This is a genomic window from Paraburkholderia sp. BCC1886 (assembly GCF_900996245.1).
GTDB lineage: Bacteria > Pseudomonadota > Gammaproteobacteria > Burkholderiales > Burkholderiaceae > Paraburkholderia.
The window spans coordinates 80,490-98,301 of sequence record NZ_CAAJGK010000034.1; the positions used below are offsets into that span (position 1 = coordinate 80,490).

13 protein-coding genes are annotated in these 17,812 nt (G+C 63.2%); 11 read left to right on the forward strand and 2 right to left on the reverse strand.

What is annotated here, in order from left to right; genetic code table 11:
• Positions 1 to 7: 7 nt before the first annotated feature.
• Positions 8 to 1,045 carry a LacI family DNA-binding transcriptional regulator gene (locus FQ746_RS04225; protein ID WP_144107668.1) on the reverse strand — a complete coding sequence of 346 codons (1,038 nt, stop codon included), beginning with the start codon at positions 1,043 to 1,045 and terminating at the stop codon, positions 8 to 10.
• Positions 1,046 to 1,268: 223 nt separating this feature from the next.
• Here FQ746_RS04225 and FQ746_RS04230 point away from each other — a divergent pair, with 223 nt between their 5' ends.
• From FQ746_RS04230 to FQ746_RS04255, 6 genes are all read left to right on the forward strand, one after another.
• Positions 1,269 to 2,429, forward strand: coding sequence for an ABC transporter ATP-binding protein (locus FQ746_RS04230; RefSeq protein ID WP_144107669.1), 1,161 nt, complete (start codon positions 1,269 to 1,271; stop codon positions 2,427 to 2,429).
• Between the two features lie 70 nt (positions 2,430 to 2,499).
• Positions 2,500 to 3,783 (forward strand): ABC transporter substrate-binding protein, encoded by a 1,284-nt coding sequence (locus FQ746_RS04235; protein WP_144107670.1) that lies wholly within the window; start codon positions 2,500 to 2,502, stop codon positions 3,781 to 3,783.
• Between the two features lie 100 nt (positions 3,784 to 3,883).
• Positions 3,884 to 4,786 (forward strand): carbohydrate ABC transporter permease, encoded by a 903-nt coding sequence (locus tag FQ746_RS04240; protein ID WP_144107671.1) that lies wholly within the window; start codon positions 3,884 to 3,886, stop codon positions 4,784 to 4,786.
• Between the two features lie 29 nt (positions 4,787 to 4,815).
• The gene (locus FQ746_RS04245) at positions 4,816 to 5,667 is read left to right on the forward strand and encodes a carbohydrate ABC transporter permease (RefSeq protein ID WP_144107672.1); all 852 of its coding nucleotides are present in this window, start codon (positions 4,816 to 4,818) and stop codon (positions 5,665 to 5,667) included.
• Positions 5,668 to 5,768: 101 nt separating this feature from the next.
• Positions 5,769 to 7,742, forward strand: coding sequence for a beta-galactosidase (locus tag FQ746_RS04250; RefSeq protein WP_144107673.1), 1,974 nt, complete (start codon positions 5,769 to 5,771; stop codon positions 7,740 to 7,742).
• Positions 7,739 to 10,219 carry a beta-galactosidase gene (locus FQ746_RS04255; RefSeq protein WP_144107674.1) on the forward strand — a complete coding sequence of 827 codons (2,481 nt, stop codon included), beginning with the start codon at positions 7,739 to 7,741 and terminating at the stop codon, positions 10,217 to 10,219. Before FQ746_RS04250 ends, FQ746_RS04255 begins: the two co-directional genes overlap by 4 nt.
• Positions 10,220 to 10,235: 16 nt before the next feature.
• Here the strand turns inward: FQ746_RS04255 and FQ746_RS04260 are convergent, their stop codons facing one another.
• Positions 10,236 to 11,177 carry a LysR family transcriptional regulator gene (locus FQ746_RS04260; protein ID WP_144107675.1) on the reverse strand — a complete coding sequence of 314 codons (942 nt, stop codon included), beginning with the start codon at positions 11,175 to 11,177 and terminating at the stop codon, positions 10,236 to 10,238.
• Positions 11,178 to 11,283: 106 nt separating this feature from the next.
• On the opposite strand from FQ746_RS04260, the gene FQ746_RS04265 reads away from it, so the two are divergent.
• The 5 genes from FQ746_RS04265 (at position 11,284) to FQ746_RS04285 (ending at position 17,787) form a co-directional block, all read left to right on the forward strand.
• Positions 11,284 to 12,795 carry a CoA-acylating methylmalonate-semialdehyde dehydrogenase gene (locus tag FQ746_RS04265; protein ID WP_144107676.1) on the forward strand — a complete coding sequence of 504 codons (1,512 nt, stop codon included), beginning with the start codon at positions 11,284 to 11,286 and terminating at the stop codon, positions 12,793 to 12,795.
• A 288-nt stretch (positions 12,796 to 13,083) separates the two neighbouring features.
• Positions 13,084 to 14,433 (forward strand): MFS transporter, encoded by a 1,350-nt coding sequence (locus FQ746_RS04270; RefSeq protein ID WP_144107677.1) that lies wholly within the window; start codon positions 13,084 to 13,086, stop codon positions 14,431 to 14,433.
• A gap of 49 nt (positions 14,434 to 14,482) precedes the next feature.
• Positions 14,483 to 15,886, forward strand: a complete 1,404-nt coding sequence (locus tag FQ746_RS04275) for an amidase (RefSeq protein WP_260853888.1) — start codon at positions 14,483 to 14,485, stop codon at positions 15,884 to 15,886.
• Between the two features lie 33 nt (positions 15,887 to 15,919).
• Positions 15,920 to 16,828 (forward strand): polysaccharide deacetylase family protein, encoded by a 909-nt coding sequence (locus tag FQ746_RS04280; RefSeq protein WP_144107678.1) that lies wholly within the window; start codon positions 15,920 to 15,922, stop codon positions 16,826 to 16,828.
• 131 nt (positions 16,829 to 16,959) lie between these two features.
• Entirely contained in the window at positions 16,960 to 17,787 is an 828-nt protein-coding gene (locus FQ746_RS04285) for a polysaccharide deacetylase family protein (RefSeq protein ID WP_186310635.1), read from the forward strand.
• Positions 17,788 to 17,812 lie beyond the last annotated feature (25 nt).

Below are 17,812 nucleotides of genomic sequence, written 5' to 3' on the forward strand. Positions count from 1 at the left end.
CGCGCGTCTAGCCGCGCGCCTCGCGCGCGCCGGACACATGGTCCGCCGTCGATTGCCGGCGCACCAGCACCGGCGCCGGTGCAGTAATGGCCTGCACGTGCTGCGCATCGGGCTCTTCGATGAGCCGGATCAGCAAGTCGATAGATGCTTGCGCAATCGCTCCGGTGTTGATCGCCACCGTGGTGAGCGACGGCCGTACCTGGTGCGCGAGTTGAATGTCGGTAATGCCGACGACCGACACGTCTTCGGGCACCCTGCGGCCCAGCGTCGCGAGCGCCTGCAACGCGCCGATGGCCAGCAGGTCGTTGGTCGCGAACAGCGCGCTCAAATCCGGCTTGCGGCTCATGAGTTCGAGGCAGGCCGTAAAGCCGGCGTCGATCGTATCGGGAATTTCGCGCACGGCGGCGTCGTCCGGTTCGAGTCCGGCCTCACGCATGACCGTGCGAAAACCCGCGGCGCGCGCATCCTGCAAGCCGCCGCAGCCATCCCCGATCAACATGCCGATGTCGCGATGCCCAAGCTCCAGCAAATGCTGCGCGGCGAGCGTGCCGGCATACGCGAAGTCCACGGCGACGCAGGGCAGCGCGGGCAACTGCTCGGGGTGTTCCCACATGCTCAACACGATGGGCGCGCCGACCGCCGCTGACTCGCATAGCTCGTTGATGGCGATGTCGGTGTTCAGCACCAGCACACCTTCGGCGAGCGTGCCGGCAATCTGCGTGAGATACGCGCGGCCGATCTCCGCGTCGTCGTCGGTATTGCAGACCATCAGGAAGTAACCGGAACGACGCGCCGCGCGTTCTGCCGCGAGCACGAACTCCGGATAGAACGGATTGGCGATGCTCGACAGCATGAGCGCGAGCGTGGACGAACGTCCTTCGGCCAGCGCGCGTGCATTGAGATTGGGCCGGTAACCGAGTTCGCGAATCGCGCGCATGACCCGTTTAGCCGTCTCGGGACGAACCTTGTTCGGGTTGCGCAGCACGTTCGAGACGGTCGCGGCCGTGACGTCGGCAAGACGCGCGACATCGCTTAGCGTGGCCATGGTGAATGCGAGGTAAGCAAAGGAAATCCCACACTGAGAGACGTTGATTCAGATGTTGCCTTTAGCACGCCGGCTTTGTTAAGTTTTGCCTCAACAACATTGGAGACAGACATGCACAGCCGATCGAACGGATTTCAGTTTAAGCGCTTAAATGACCGCCGCGCAAGCCTTTGCGCGATTTTTTTCAGCGCGGATTTAACCGCTTAAATCGGGGAAAACCATTATGTCGGCCATTTCCCTGACGAATATCCAGAAGCGTTTTGGCGCGAATGCGCCGGTTATCCGCAATCTGAATCTGGAGATTGGCGCGCATGAGTTCTGTGTGTTTCTCGGACCGTCGGGTTGCGGCAAATCGACGTTGCTGCGCATCGTCGCCGGACTCGAAGATCAGACCGACGGCGACGTGACGATCGGCGGCCGCTCGATGAACGCCGTGCCCGCTGCCGAGCGTGGTGTCGCGATGGTGTTTCAAAGCTATGCGCTGTTTCCGCACATGTCCGTATTCGAGAACATGGCGTTCGGTTTGAAGCTCGCGAAAACGCCGAAGGCGGACATCGAGCGCAAGGTTCGCGAGGCCGCCCGCATTTTGCAACTCGACGCGCTGCTCGAGCGCAAGCCGCGCGAACTCTCGGGTGGGCAGCGTCAGCGCGTCGCCATCGGTCGCGCTATCGTGCGCGCGCCGGGCGTGTTCCTGTTCGACGAACCGCTGTCGAACCTCGACGCTGCGCTGCGTGGCCAGACCCGCGTCGAAATCGCGCGACTGCATCAGCGGTTCGATCAGGCCAGCGTGGTCTATGTCACGCACGACCAGATCGAAGCAATGACGCTCGCCGATAAAGTCGTGCTGCTGCACGCGGGTGCCGACACCCAACGCCTTGGCAGCATCGCGCAGATCGGTGCGCCGCTCGATCTCTATCACCGGCCCTGCTCGAAGTTCGTCGCGGGCTTCATCGGCTCGCCGCGGATGAACTTTATCGAAGCGGAAGTCGACACCGCCGGCAACGACGCCGTGCTGGTTCGGCCGCTGCAAGCGGACGCCGCGCAAGCGCCGCTGCGCGTACAGGTGAACGGCGCGCGTCTTGCACGCGGCCAGCGCGTGAGCGTGGGCATTCGCCCCGAACATATCCGTCTCGACGGCGACGCGCAAAGTTTCGCGGTGACGTCGCTACTCACCGAGCAACTCGGCGAGCACAGCTATCTGCACGTCGAATACGCGGGCGGCACGCTGATCGCGAAAGCACCCGGCGATCTGAACGCGCGCGGCGGCGAACGACTGTCGCTGCGGCTGCCCGCCGAGGCGTGTCATCTGTTCGATGAAGCGGGGCTGGCTCTGGAGCGCACGGTGAGCACGACCGGCCAGCGCGTCGTGCTGCAAACGGCCTGAAACAACCGATGCATCAACCGCCGTCCGCAACGATCGGACGGTCAACCACGCAGTTCTAGGAGACAACACGATGATTACCCAGCACCTGAGTCGCCTCGCCGGGCTCGCTTCCTTCAAACGAGGTTCGATTGCCGCGGCGTGTGCCGTGTCGGCAATCCTGTTGAGCGGCGCGATGACCGACGCGCAGGCGGGCCAACTGAACATCAACGTGTCGGCACGCGGCAATCAGCGCGCGACCTGGCAGGACGCGTTCGACAAGTTCAAGAAGGCGAACCCCGACGTCGATCTGAAAGTGACCTACGTGACCGAAGAAGCGTACAAGGTGCAGATGGGCGGCTGGCTCGCCACCGATCCGCCCGATCTGGTCTCGTGGCACGACGGCGAGCGCATGGCGTATTACGCGCGGCGCGGCCTGCTCGACGACCTCTCGGGAGATTGGGCGAAGAACGGCTGGAGCCAGCAATATGCGTCGGTGAAAGAGGCGTCGACGTATGGCGGCAAGCAGTATGCCGCGCCGCTCGGTTACGACGCGTATGGCTTCTTCTATCGCAAGGACCTGTTCCAGAAAGCGGGCATTACCAGCGAACCGAAGACGTGGGACGAATTCCTCGACGCGTGCAAGAAACTCAAGGCGAGCGGCGTCGCACCGATTGCCGTCGCCGCGCGCGATAGCTGGACGCTGGCCGCGTGGTTCGATTATCTCGACCTGCGCATCAACGGCAATGCGTTTCATCAGAAGGTGATGGCCGGCGAGATTCCGTACACCGACCCGCGCGTGAAGAAGGTCTACACGACCTGGAAGACGTTGATGGACGATCACTACTACATCGACAACGCGCTCTCGTACGACCTCGATTCGATTACCCCGTTCCTCGCCAACGGCAAGGCGGCCATGATGCTGATGGGCACGTTCTTCTCCGCAGGTCTGCCGGCGAACGTGAAAAGCCAGATGGGCTTCATGCGCTTTCCCGTGATCGACCCGAAGGTGCCGACCGCGGAAGACGGTCCGGTCAACGTGCTGCTGATTCCCGCCAAGGCGAAGAACAAGGTCGATGCGCACCGCCTGATCGCCTTCATGGAAACGCCGGAAATCAACGCAGACCTCGCGCGCGGCTGGGGCCAGTTGCCGTCCAACAGCAAGGCGGCCGAACCGGAAGATCCGATTTCGAAAGTCGGCTTCCAGACGCTCGCCAGCACGACCGGCGGCATCGCGCAGTTCTACGACCGCGACATGACCAAGGAAATGGCCGACGAAGGCATGAAGGCGATGCAGCAGTTTTATAGCGACCCGTCGCAGCTCGATGCACTGCTCGTGCGTCTCGAAGCGACCCGCAAGCGGATCTATCACAAGTAAGCCGCAATAAAGCCGCAATAAAAGCCGCGCCGCAGTGTCCCGTCACGGCGACGGGACGCTGCCCGCCCCGCGCACCGGCAACATCATCACGAGGTCTCACATGTCCACATCGATCGACCGGCTGCCCGCCACGCGCGCCCGCCGGACGTCCAGGACCGGACGCGCGCGCAACCGGGCGGCGCTGTTCTTTCTGCTGCCGGGCTGCGCGCTGTTCGCGCTGTGCGTGCTCTATCCGATCGTCAGCAGCATCTCGCTCAGTTTCTACAACTGGGACGGCATGACGCCGAAGACTTTCGTCGGCTTCGCCAATTACATCGAGCTGTTCCAGGCCGACACGTTCTACGTCGCGCTGAAGAACAACCTGATCTGGCTGGTGTTCTTTCTGCTCGCGCCGCCGTTCGGACTGATGTTCGCGTTGTATCTCAACCAGCAGGTCAGAGGCATGCGCGTCGTGAAGTCGCTGTTCTTCGCGCCGTTCGTGCTGTCTGGCGTCGTGGTCGGTCTGGTGTTCAGCTGGTTCTACGATCCGACTTTCGGTTTGCTCAAGGTCATTCTGGGTCGCGGCATTCCGGTGCTGGGCGACGCGCATACGGTCACGTTCGGCATCGTCTTCGCCGCGCTCTGGCCGCAAACGCCGTACTGCATGGTGCTCTATCTCACCGGCCTCACGTCGATCAACCCCGAAGTGGTCGAAGCCGCGCGCATGGAAGGCGCAAAGGGCTGGCGCCTGCTTTGGCACGTCATCCTGCCGCAACTGCGCCCGGCCACCTTCATGGCGGTCGTGCTGACCGTGATCGGCGCGTTGCGCAGTTTCGATCTGATCGCGGTGATGAGCGGCGGCGGACCGTTCGACAGTTCCACCGTGCTGGCCTATTTCATGTACGACCAGGCCATCAAGTATTACCGCGAAGGCTATTCCGCCGCGATCGCGGTGGTGCTGTTCGCCATCATGCTGGTCTACATCGTGTTCCATCTGCGCCGAATGCTCCGCGAAGAACGCTGAGCCACGCTTTCCGTTTCAGGAGAAACGACATGTATCCGCTTCCCGTCGAACGCTGGAAACCGTGGAGCCGTGTGCTCTACAAAGCGTCGCTGCCGCTCGCGCTATTCGTGTGGCTGCTGCCGATGCTCGCCGTGCTGGTTACGTCCATCCGCTCGTCGGACGAACTGTCGCAAGGCGATTACTGGACATGGCCCAAACACTTCGCGTTGATCGACAACTACGGCACGGCCATTACGCAGACGCCGATGCTGCATTACTTCGCCAACAGCGTGCTGATTACGGTGCCGTCGGTATTGGGCGCGATCCTGCTGGCGTCGATGGCGGGTTTCGCACTGGCCACGTATCGCTTCCGCGGCAACATCGTCGTGTTGTTCACGTTCGTGGCTGGCAACTTCGTGCCGGTGCAGATCCTGATGATTCCCGTGCGCGACATGGCGCTGAAGGTGGGGCTCTACAACACGGTGTGGGCGCTGATCATTTTTCATATCGGTTTTCAGACCGGTTTCTGCACGCTGTTTCTGCGTAACTTCATCAAGCAGTTGCCATTCGAACTGATCGAAGCGGCGCGCGTGGAAGGCGCGAGCGAATGGACCGTCTATGCGCGCATCGTATTGCCGCTGATTCGCCCGGCGCTCGCCGCGCTCGGCATTCTCGTCTTCACCTTCGTGTGGAACGACTACTTCTGGGCGCTGTGTCTCACGCAAGGCGACGACGCCGCGCCGTTGACCGTCGGCGTCGCGGCGCTCAAGGGGCAATGGACGACCGCGTGGAATCTCGTCGCGGCGGGCTCGGTGCTCGCGGCCTTGCCGTCGGTGCTGATGTTCTTCGCGATGCAGAAACACTTCGTCGCGGGCCTGACGTTCGGCGCGAGCAAAGGCTGACGCAGCCAGATCCGACGGCGTACCGGAAACGCCGACTACTTCATCTGCCGCCGCATGGCTTGCCGTGCGCGCCGCACTTCGCTTTCCTGGAGAAATGAACAATGCAACTGGGTGTCTGCTACTACCCCGAACAATGGCCCGAATCGATGTGGGCCGACGACGCCCGCCGCATGGTCGAACTCGGCATTACGCATGTGCGCATCGCCGAATTCGCCTGGAGCCGGATGGAGCCGCGCGCGGGCGCCTACGACTGGAGCTGGCTCGATCGCGCGGTGAGCACGCTGGCCGACGCCGGTCTGAAAATCGTGCTCGGCACGCCGACCGCGTCGCCGCCGAAATGGCTGGTGGATGCGATGCCCGACATCCTGCCGGTGCGTGCCGACGGCACCACGTGGCATTACGGTTCGCGACGTCACTACGACATGTCGAGCGAGGCGTACCGGCGCGAAGGCTTGCGCATCGTCGAAGCGATGGCCGCGCGTTATGGCGCGCATCCCAATGTGATCGCGTGGCAGACGGACAATGAACTCGGCTGTCACGATACCGTGCCGAGCTATTCGCCGGCGGCGCGCGCGCGTTTTCAGGGATGGCTCGCCGCGCGTTATGAAACCGTCGAACAGTTGAACGAGCGCTGGGGCAATGTGTTCTGGAGCATGGAGTATCCGTCGTTCGAGACGATCGAACTGCCGCATCTCACGCCCACCGACGCCAATCCCGTTCATCTGCTCGACTTCCGCCGGTTCATGTCCGACGAAGTCGCGAGTTTCCATCGCGAGCAGGTCGACGTGTTGCGCCGTTACGCGCCACATGCGGACATGCTGCACAACTTCATGGGCTTCTTCACGACCTTCGATCACTACCGCTTTGCGGCGAACGGCAGCATCGACGTCGCGACGTGGGACAGTTATCCGATTGCGCGCACCGAGGTCATCGCGCTGAGCGAGGACGACAAGGCGCGTTATGCGCGCACCGGTCACCCGGACGTGTCGGCCTTCGATCACGACCGCTACCGCGCGATCGGCAACGGCCGTTTCTGGGTGATGGAGCAGGAAGCGGGGCCGGTGAACTGGGCGCCGTGGAATCCGGTGCCGGCGCCCGGCATGGTGCGTCTGTGGGCGTATGAAGCCCTGGCGCACGGCGCGGAGCTGGTGTCGTATTTCCGCTGGCGGCAGGCGCCGTTCGCGCAGGAGCAGTTGCATTCGGGTCTTAATCTGCCGGACAACACGTTGTCGCCAGGTGGGCGCGAAGTGGCGCGCGCAGCGCGGGAAATCGCGCAATCCGACACGCTCGCCAAACTGAAGCAAGGCGGCGCGGGCTCGCGTGCGCCGGTGGCGCTGGTGTTCGATTACGAAACGCAGTGGATCTTCGAGATTCAGCGGCACGCCAGGGCGTTCGATTATCAGACGCTCGCGTTCGAGTACTACCGGACGCTGCGCGAGATGGCGCTCAACGTCGATATCGTGTCGGCCGACGCGGACCTGTCGGGCTACGCGCTGGTCGTCGTGCCGAGCCTGGCCAGGCTGCCGGCCGGCTTCGTGCAGAAGATGGCGGCGTCGAACGCGCAATGGCTGATCGGTCCACGTACGGGGTCGAAGACCGAAGACTTCGCGATTCCGCCTGAACTGCCGCCAGGTGCGTTGCAGTCGCTGTTGCCGGCCAAGGTGATCGAAGTCGATTCGTTGCGGCCGACGCTGCAACCCGCCACGACCTTCGACGGCGTCGAAGGGATCGCGTTGCACTGGCGCGAACATCTGGAAGCGCGCGACGGCGTCGAAGTGCTCGCGCGTTTCGACGATGGCTGGCCGGCGGTCATCGCTAAGGATCACGTCCGCTACGCGGCGGCGTGGTTCGATGCGCCGCTGCATCGCGCGCTGGTGGAGCACGCAGCGCGCGCGGCGGGACTTACGGTCGCGCGACTGGCCGAAGGCCTGCGCGTGCGCCGGCATGGCGACGTGACATTCGCATTCAACTTCGGCCCGCAGTCCGTCGATGCACCGGCGCCCGCGGACGCGCGCTTCGTGCTCGGCGAGCGCACGCTCGGCACCGCCGACGTCTGCGCGTGGCTCGCCGCATGAGCGCGCGTGCCGCTGACGATGGCGACGACGTTCGGCCTGCCTCGACGGGTACGTTGCCCCATGTGGATGCAAGCAAGCCGGTCTCGCGGCCCGTCGACGGCACTGTGCGAATGGGCTCGAACGTCGCGCCGGATGGCACGACGCTCGGCATCAACAGTCGCTATCTGACGCGCGACGGCGAACCGTGGCTGCCGGTGATGGGCGAGGTGCACTACGCGCGGATCCCCGAGTCGCAATGGGACGACGAACTGGCGAAGGTTAGGGCCGCCGGTGTCGATATCGTTGCGTCTTACGTGATCTGGCGATATCACGAGCCTTGCGCCGGTCGCTTCGACTGGAGCGGCCGTTGCGATCTGCGGCGCTTCGTCGAGACGTGCGCGCGGCACGGTCTGACCGTGTTTGCGCGGATCGGTCCGTGGGTGCATGCGGAAGTGCGCTATGGCGGCCTGCCTGCATGGGTGGTCGATCAGGTGCCGACGCGGTGCGACGACGCGCTCTATCTCGACTACGTGCGGCGTTTCTACGACGAGATCGCGCGTGAGTTGAGCGGGCTGATGTGGAAAGACGGCGGTCCCGTCATCGGGATCCAGCTGGAAAACGAGTACAACCTGACCGGTGCGCAACAAGGCCGCGCCCATATCGCAACGCTCAAAACTTTGGCTTGCGAAGCCGGACTCGATGCGCCGCTCTACACCGTGACAGGCTGGGACAACGCGGTGTTTCCGCAGCGCGACGTGGCGCCTGTTTTCGGCGGCTATCCGGATTTGCCGTGGGGCGTGTCGCAGTCGATGTCGGCGCCTAACGAGGTCTATGGTTTTCGTTTTACGAGCCGTGTGGGCGGCGACCTCGGCGCGCAGACGCACAACGCGGAACCCGGCGACGCCGATTCGGTGGCGCACGAAACGCCGTTTCTCGGAGCCGAATACGGTGGCGGCGTGCCGGCCATGTATCGGCGCCGGCCCGTGCTCGACCCCGCCGATATCGCGGCCATGTTGCCGGTGCAGCTTGGCTCGGGCGTCAATCTGTATGGCTATTACATGCTGCACGGCGGCCGCAATCCGCCCGGCGATCTCGACGGACAGGAGTCGACGGCGACCGGCGGCTATAACGATCTGCCAATCGTCAACTATGACTTCCAGGCGCCATTCGGCGCGAACGGGGAGCCGCATGCGGCGCTCGGCGCGGTGCGACCGATGCATCTGTTTCTACGGGAATGGGGTAGCGCGCTGGCGGCGTGCGCCGTCTATGCGCCTGATGTGCTGTCGCGCGGCGCGGACGATCTGCAAACGCCGCGGTTTTCGGTGCGTGCGAATGGCGATAGCGGCTTCGTGTTTTTCAACAGGCATGTCCGGCAGTATCCGATGACCACCTGCCGCGATGCCCGGTTCTCCGTGAAGCTCGCCACGCAGACGGTGACGTTTCCGGGTGAGCCGGTCGACATCGCGCCGGGCGTGTCGTTCGTTTGGCCCATCGGGATGGAACTCGGCGGTGGCGGCGGTGGTGGCGGTGGCGTGCGTTTGCGCTATGCGAGCGCGCAACCGGTGACGCGAATTGCTACGGAAAAGGGAGACGTGTACGTGTTTTGCGCGACCGATGGTGTCGTGCCCGAGTTCGCGTTCGAGGCGTCGACCGTGCGATGTGATTCGCAATCGTCGATGCAAATGGGCGAACTGCGGGAGGATGTGTGGCGGGTTCGTCCAACCGTTGGCGAGACATTTACCGTGGACAGTGCCAACGGCACACGCATCACGCTAATGACGCTCGCACGCGCCGATATCGAGCGCATGAGCGTCCTGTCGGTCGATGGACGCCGCCGCTTGATCATGACCGACGCGCTTGCGTTCGAGCGTGACGGCGATCTCGTACTGCGTTCGATTGGCGTGGCTTCGTTCGAGGTGGCCGTGTATCCGCCGCTCGATCGTGTGCCTGTGTCGAGTTCGAGTCAGACGACTACGCATGCGCTCGTCGAAGCGCCGCGTCACGATGTGTTCCAGCGCTTCGAGGTCAGCATGCCCGAGCAGGCGTTCGACGTAAGCGTCGTGCCTACGCGAGCCGCACGCCCCGTGGCCGCCATCGAGATTGGCGGCGTGGCGAACGCCGCTGTCGAACCGTGGCCGGAAAGCTTCGGCAAAGCGGCCGCATGGCGGCTCGATGTGCCGGAGCAGGCGCTCGCGGCGCCGGGGCTCAGCAATGCCTATCTGTCGATCGAATACAGCGGCGATGTCGGCCGCCTGTTTTCAGGCGCGGCGATGATCGACGATCATTTCTACAACGGCCTGCCGTGGCGGATCGGCGTGCGCAACGTCGCGATCGACCCGCACGCGCCGTTACTGCTGACGGTGCTGCCGCTGCGCGCGGATGCGCCGATCTATCTCGACGCGCGCTACGACCCGAGGCCGCATTGCACGGACCAGATTGCCGAGGTGAAACGTGTGAGCTGGATTCCCGAGTACGAAGCCGTGCTCCCGATGCGCTGAGCGACGGCAAGCCGGGCTACTCCGCAAACCCGTCGGCAAACGCGTGGCGCAGATAGGCGACGAAGGTCGACACCGCGAGCGGCACATGGGACGCATACGGACGAACCACGAATAGCTGCTCGGCAAACGCGCCGACAGGCCGCCAGTCGGGCAAGAGCCTCACGAGTTTGCGCGCACGCAGTTCCTGCTGCGCGCTGAAGTCGGGCAGCAGCGCAATGCCAAGTCCGTCCAGCGCGCCTTGACGAAGCGCTTCGCTATTGTTAGCGGCAAGCGGCCCGTCGATGGGAACGGTGACGCTTTCCGCCGATGCCTTGCGGCCCGTCGCCTTGTCGAACGTCCATACCGGCGACTCCTGTCCGCGCGGGTAGAACAGACACGAGTGGTCGCTCAGATCTCGCGGCGAAGTCGGCGTGCCGCGCCGACGCAGATAAGCGTGGGTCGCCACGATCACCGACTCCGTCTTGCACAGGGCGGTCGCGACATGCGTTTCGGGAGCGGACGCGCTATGCCGGATCGCGAGATCGAAGCCTTCCGACGCCAGCGACACGAGCCGGTCGGACAATTCCAGTTGAACCCGCACTTCGGGGTTCGCGCGAAGAAATTCTGCCAGCCGGGGCAGCAACTGCTGCCGTGAAAGCGCAACCGGCGCCGTGACGCGGACCACGCCACGCGCCACCCCGGCGGAATCGCGCACGTTCGAAAAGCTCTCGGCGATCTGGTCGAATTGCCCGCGCGTCTGCTCGACGAGCCGCTGCCCGGCCTCGGTGAGCCGCACACTGCGCGTGGTGCGCTGGACCAGCGATACACCGGCCGCCCGCTCCAGTTCCGCGACGCGCTGACTCATGGCCGCCTTGCTGACGCCGAGGCGTGCCGCCGCGCCCGTGAAGCTGCCTTGATTCGACAGCACGGTCAGCCAGTAAAGGTGGGTCCAGAGTTCTTCGATTTTTTGCGTTTCCATACGGGTATTGTTCGCTATAGAAAACAATCAATTCAAGTATAGCGTCTGTGCAAAGGGCGGCGAGCTTTCTACACTGCGTTTTTCCCTATCGCGAACGAGGCAGGCCATGCAAAGCTACACAGACAAAGCGGATGTCGGGCACTTTATCGACGGACGTGCGACGCCGGGTTCCGGCACCCGGACCCAGCCCGTGTTCAACCCGGCAACCGGTGCGCAAGCCCGTACGTTGCGCCTCGGCGAGCCGGCGGATGTCGATGCGGCGGTGGCCAGCGCGAAGAAGGCGTTCCCGGGCTGGAGCAACACGCCGCCGATCCGGCGCGCCCGGGTGATGCTCCGCTTCCTCGAACTGATGAACCGTCATCGCGACGAACTCGCGGCCATCATCACGGCGGAGCATGGCAAGGTGTTCAGCGACGCGCAAGGCGAGGTGTCGCGCGGCATCGACGTGATCGAATTCGCCTGCGGCATTCCGCAGTTGTTGAAGGGCGACTATACCGAGCAGGTGTCCACGGGTATCGATAACTGGACGACGCGTCAGGCGCTCGGCGTGGTCGCCGGCATCACGCCGTTCAACTTTCCGTGCATGGTGCCGTGCTGGATGTTCCCGGTAGCGATTGCGGCGGGTAATGCGTTCGTGCTCAAACCGAGCGAGCGCGATCCGTCGGCGGCGCTGTTCATGGCGCGTCTGTTGCAGGAAGCGGGTTTGCCGGATGGCGTGTTCAGCGTCGTTCAGGGCGACAAGGTGGTGGTCGACGCGTTGCTCACGCATCGCGACGTGAAGGCTGTCAGCTTCGTCGGTTCGACGCCGATCGCCAACTACATCTACGAGACGGGTGCGAAGCACGGCAAGCGCGTGCAGGCGCTCGGCGGCGCGAAGAATCACATGGTCGTGATGCCGGATGCGGATATCGATCAGGCGATCGATGCGCTGGTCGGTGCCGGTTACGGGTCGGCGGGCGAGCGCTGCATGGCGGTCTCGGTCGCGGTGCTGGTGGGCGACGTGGCCGACCGGCTGATTCCGCGACTCGCGGAGCGCGCCCGTGCGCTCGTGATCGGCAACGGCATGAATGCGGACGCCGAAATGGGCCCGGTCGTCACGCGTCAGGCTCTGGAGCGGATCGAAAACTATATCGCGGTGGGTGTCGAAGAAGGCGCGAGCCTGGTGGTCGACGGTCGCGGACTCAAGGTGCCGGGACATGAAGAAGGCTTCTTCACGGGTGGGACGCTGTTCGATCACGTGACGCCGGACATGCGCATCTACAAGGAAGAAATCTTCGGGCCGGTGCTCGCTTGCGTGCGAGTGAAAGACTTTACTGAAGCCGTCGATCTGGTCAACGAGCACGAATTCGGCAACGGCGTCGCGTGCTACACGCGCGACGGCAATATTGCGCGCGAGTTCGGCCGGCGCATCGAGGTGGGCATGGTCGGCATCAACGTGCCGATTCCGGTGCCGATGGCGTGGCACGGGTTCGGCGGATGGAAGCGCAGTCTGTTCGGCGACACCCATGCTTACGGGGAAGAAGGCGTGCGTTTTTATACCCGTCAGAAGTCGATCATGCAGCGCTGGCCCGAGAGCACGGAGAAGGGCGCGGAGTTCGCGATGCCGACGGCGAAGTAAGCTCAACTGCTGGATGACCGGCGGTCCGTGCCTGTCGACTCATCGATTCTGAGTCGAGGTCGGACCGTCGCCCAACGTCTCCATTGCGCAGACAGGATTGCCGATCTATAGCGCAATCCACCTTTGCCCGACGCGCATGTCCCAAACCGCAAAGCAGGTGTCTTCATCTGCGAAATAGCGTGGTTTTGTCGCTGTACAGTTCATCTCCTCTGAAACGGTTCAGGCATGAGACATCGACGTCTCGTGCCGTTCGAACTCGTCTATCCCCATTCCTTTGGATAACAGAAGATGATACCCAGCGAACAGATCGATACCAGTCCGTACACGTTCGAATACCGGTCGCGTTCTTCCAGCCGTTTGCGTGTCGTGCTCGGCGCCACCGTCGGAACGATGCTGGAGTACTACGACTTCGCGGTCTACGCGTACGTCGCTACGTTCATCTCCAGAAACTTTTTTCAGGGGCAGAGCAGCGCAGAAGCGCTTCTGTCCACCTTTCTCACCTTCGGTATCGGCTATGTGGCAAGACCGCTGGGCGGACTGATCGTCGGTTACCTGGCGGACCGCAAAGGCAGAAAACTCGCGCTGCTGGTAACGCTCTTTTCGATGGCGATCGCCACGGCGCTAATCGGCGTGCTGCCCACTTATCGCAGCATCGGCTTGATGGCGCCGGTTCTTCTGGTCGTAGCGCGATGTGCGCAGGGTTTCTCCGCGGGCGGAGAGGCCGGCAGTTCGATGTCGTTCATCGTCGAATGGTCGCCCGAAGGCAAGCGAGGTCTGTGGGGCAGTTTCCAGCAGGTCGGCATGATGACGGGGCTACTGCTGGGTTCGGCAGTGGTTGCATTGCTCAACACCACGTTATCCGTCGAGAGCATGAATGCGTGGGGCTGGCGTGTGCCGTTTCTGCTAGGCGGTCTGATTGGACCGTTTGGCATGCTGATGCGCCGCAGCCTTGCGGAAACGCCTGCTTTCGAAGCGCAGAGAAGCCGGGCTGCGTTGGCGAGTGCATCGTCGCAGGCGAGCCGCGTTCCAGTGTCTCGCAGAACTCGTGAGTGGCCGACGTTCGTGAACATGATCGTTTTTCCGATCGGCAGTGTGGCCGCGTTCTATCTGCTGTTCGTGTTCATGCCGGTGTGGATGCAGCGATTCGAAAAGGTTTCGCCGAGCGACTCGCTGTGGGCGAACAGTATCGGGCTTCTGACCATCGTCGTCACGACACCGTTAATGGGCGCATGGTCCGACCGGATTGGCCGTAAGCCCGTGCTGCTGGGTTCCATGATCGCACTGCTCGTCGTTCCCTATTCGCTGCTTTATCTGCTGGACCACCTGCAGGCGATCCGCTTCGGCAGTCTGGTGGCCATGCAGATCGTACTCGGCGCGATAGTCGGCGCGGCATGCGGGCCTTTCCCCGCCGTGATGGCCGAGCAGTTCCGTACCAGTCGACGTTCGACCTGGTTGAACATGGTTATCGCATTGACGACTTCGGCTGCCGGCGGCTTCGCGCCTTTCATCGCGGTGTGGCTCATTGCCAGAACCGGTTCGCCGCTCGCTCACATGTTCTTTCTGATAGCGGCCGTGCTGGTGTCGTTGCCAACGCTTCTCTTCATCAAGGAATCGGCGTTTTCCCCACTCGAAGACTGAGCGCGGGAAGCGGCCTTTCGTCTGTCTTTGTCATCTGTTGGAGCCATGTATGTCCGTCGCCATGCCGTACGATCCATCTACTTTTCGAGCGCTGACTTTCCACGACGCGGTACCGGCTTTTCTCGAGCGCGCCGACAGTCCGCACGCTTATCTCGAGCGCTGCATTGCGGCGATCGAGGAGCGCGACCCCACCGTGAGAGCGTGGCAAGCGCTGCGTATCGACGTCGCACGGGCAGAGGCGGAAGAGGCCACGCGACGTTATCGGGCCGGCAAACCTCTATCGGCTATCGACGGCATGCCGGTCGGCATCAAGGATCTGATCCAGACGCGCGATCTGCCGACGGGCGAGGGAATCGCCGGCAATGAATCGTCACAGGGCACGGTCGATTCGGCAAGCGTCCAGGCTTTGCGTGCGGCCGGCGCCGTTATTCTCGGCAAACTGGTGACCACTGAACTCGGTGGCGGACATCCTTCGGTCACGACCAATCCCTTCGACGCAACGAGGACGCCGGGCGGATCGTCGAGTGGATCGGCCGCCGCCATTGGCGCAAGGATGCTGCCTGTTGCCATCGGCACGCAGGTCGGCGGGTCCATCATTCGCCCGGCCGGTTATTGCGCTAACTATGCGATCAAGCCGACCTTCGGTGCGTTGAATCGTGGCGAACGTCAAGGCTATAGCCAGAGTTGCGTCGGTGTTCATGCCGGTTCACTGGAAGATCTGTGGACCGTGACTCATGAAATCGGGCGTCGCGCGGGCGGCGATCCAGGTCATCCCGGGCTGTTTGGCCCGGCGCCGACTCCGCGAGGCAGTAGGCCGTCGCGCCTTATGGTCATGGAAAGCGATGGCTGGCAGCAGACGGATGCCGTCACGCGGGGCGCATTCATGCAGGTGCTCGACCAGTTGCGTGAGCAAGGTGTCGTCGTCCTGCAGCGCCGCGACGATCCCCATATCGAAGCGTTCGAAACCAGCCTGGCCGGCGCGGCGGATCTGGTGGGCCGCATCCTGGCTTTCGAAAACCGTTGGGCGCTCGAGAACCTGGTGCGCGAGCATGCCACCCTGAGCGACAGCACGTTGGCCTCGCTGGACAGAGCACGGGCGATGACCGTCGACGACTATCGCGTCGCGCTGCATCAGCGTAGCCAGGCCCAGCAGCGATTCTCAGCGCTGGCGCCGATTGGCGACGCGCTCATCAGTTTGACCGCGCCCGGTCCCGCGACGCCATTGCAAGCGCTGAAGAACGTGCAAGGCGATCCGCTGCCGTCCGGCACGGGCAACCCCGCATTCGCACTGCCGGCTTCATTGCTGCTCGCGCCGGCGCTTGCCGTTCCGATGCTTTCCGTCAATGCGCTGCCACTCGGTATTCAACTCATTGGGCAGCGGCACGACGACTATCGCCTCGTGGCTTACGCCCGCTGGCTGGTCGACAAGGTGTCGCCGGTTGCCGTCGGTTAACGGCTCGATCAGAACCTGTCAGGAGAAAGCGGTATGCACTCACCGAATGATTTGCATGGGGACCGGCACGACGCCGGTCTGGATGAACTCGCGCGGGTCGTTGCGCAAGAACGGAACAGGGTCGAGCCGATCGAAGGCTTCGCCTGGCCTTACGGGGTACGGATGGCCGTCAACCTGACGGCGGACTACGACACGATGCTGTTCCGTCGGGCTCTCGGCGAACCGGTTCTACAACTGGCGAAGGGCGAATTCGGCGGTCGCGTGGGCATCTGGCGGTTGCTCGAACTCTTCGGCAAACACGAGATACCGGCCACGTTCTTTACGCCGGGCCGCATCGGTGAACTGTTTCCGGAGTCGTTACGGGCAGCGGTGGCCGGCGGTCACGAACTCGCCGACCACATGTGGGAACATAGAACCCCGAAAGAATTGCACTGGCAGATCGACCACATAGCGAAAACGACGGCGGTGCTGACCCAATTCATCGGGCGAGCGCCGGTCGGCACGCGCAGCTTTTATCCGAACGGCGCGTTGAAAGACGCGGGTTATCTCTACAACAGCGTCCGGTCGGCGAGCCAGATGCCTTATTACCTGGCGGACCCGTCAGGGGCGAACTGCCTGCTCGAATTGCCCTATCACGCGGCGCTCACCGACACGCAGTTCTTCAACTTCGGCTGGATGGGCAGCAGTGCGGAAGCCCAGCGGCTGAGCGATCCCGAACGCGTTCTCGAACTATGGTGGGACGCGTTTCTCGCCCAATACGAGCGCGGGGGATATTTGAATATTTGCCTGCACCCGTACGTATCGGGACGCGCTTTGCGCATTGCGATGCTGGACGAACTGATCGTTCGAATGAAGCAGTACACCGATGTGTGGTTCACGACTTGCGAGGCGGTGGCCCGTTACTGCTACGACACGTTTCCCCCGCGAACGCTGCAGCCCTGAGACTTTGATTGGAGATTGGTATGCCGTGGAAAGAACGCTATACGACGAGCGACGAAAGGACCCTCGACGATAAGGAGGTTCGCTGGCCTGACGCATCTCGCTGTGCGGTGCGTGTCGTCGTCGATTTAGGAATGGCACACGCTGCAGACGGACTCAAAGCCAGCGACCTCGATTCGAGCGAGGCGGTGTTTGCAATGGGGGAGGGCCTCGATCGTCTGCTGGCCGTGCTGACCCGGCATGCGATGAAAGTGACGTTCGCGGTGCCGGCGTGGCTCGCGGTGCTGTATCGCGGGAGGATCGAATCGTTGCATCGTGCGGGTCACGAGATTGCCGTGGCGGGACTGAAGGGTGAAGATCCGGCGCTGCTGTCCCGCGACGAAGAGGCGAGCCGGATCGATGAAGCGTCGCGACTGGTTGCCGGAATCATCGGTGAGGCGCCGGCGGGCTGGTTCTGTTTGCCTCGCGGCAGCGATCCGTTTGCGGTGGGCTCCGTGAGCGCGAATACAGTCGATCTGCTGATCGATGCCGGGTATCACTACATCGGCAACGGGCTAGCCGACGACATTCCGTATTACTGGGTGACGGATGCGCAAACGCGGCGCTCTCTGCTGGCCTTGCCGTATTACTACCATTTCAACGATCTGTATTTCATCATGTATCCGCGAAAAGGCTCGGGCATCGAAAACGGGGACGTGCTGCTGCGAAACTGGCTGGCGGAGTTCGACGCGCAATATCAACGGGGACGTCACTTCGAAATCACGCTTCATCCCGAGCATGCGGGGTGGTCGAACCGGCTGCGTGGGCTCGACAAGTTTCTGTCCTACGTGCGGGAGAAGCCCGGCGTGTGGAGTTGCACGAGCGCCGCATGCGCCGCCTACTGGCAGCAGGCGTACCCGGCGGAGCAAACGCTCAGGCTTGCGCCGGGCATCTGGCAGGATCACGAAGGCAGTCTCAGCTGACTGCCCGTGTGGCAGCGGGAGATTC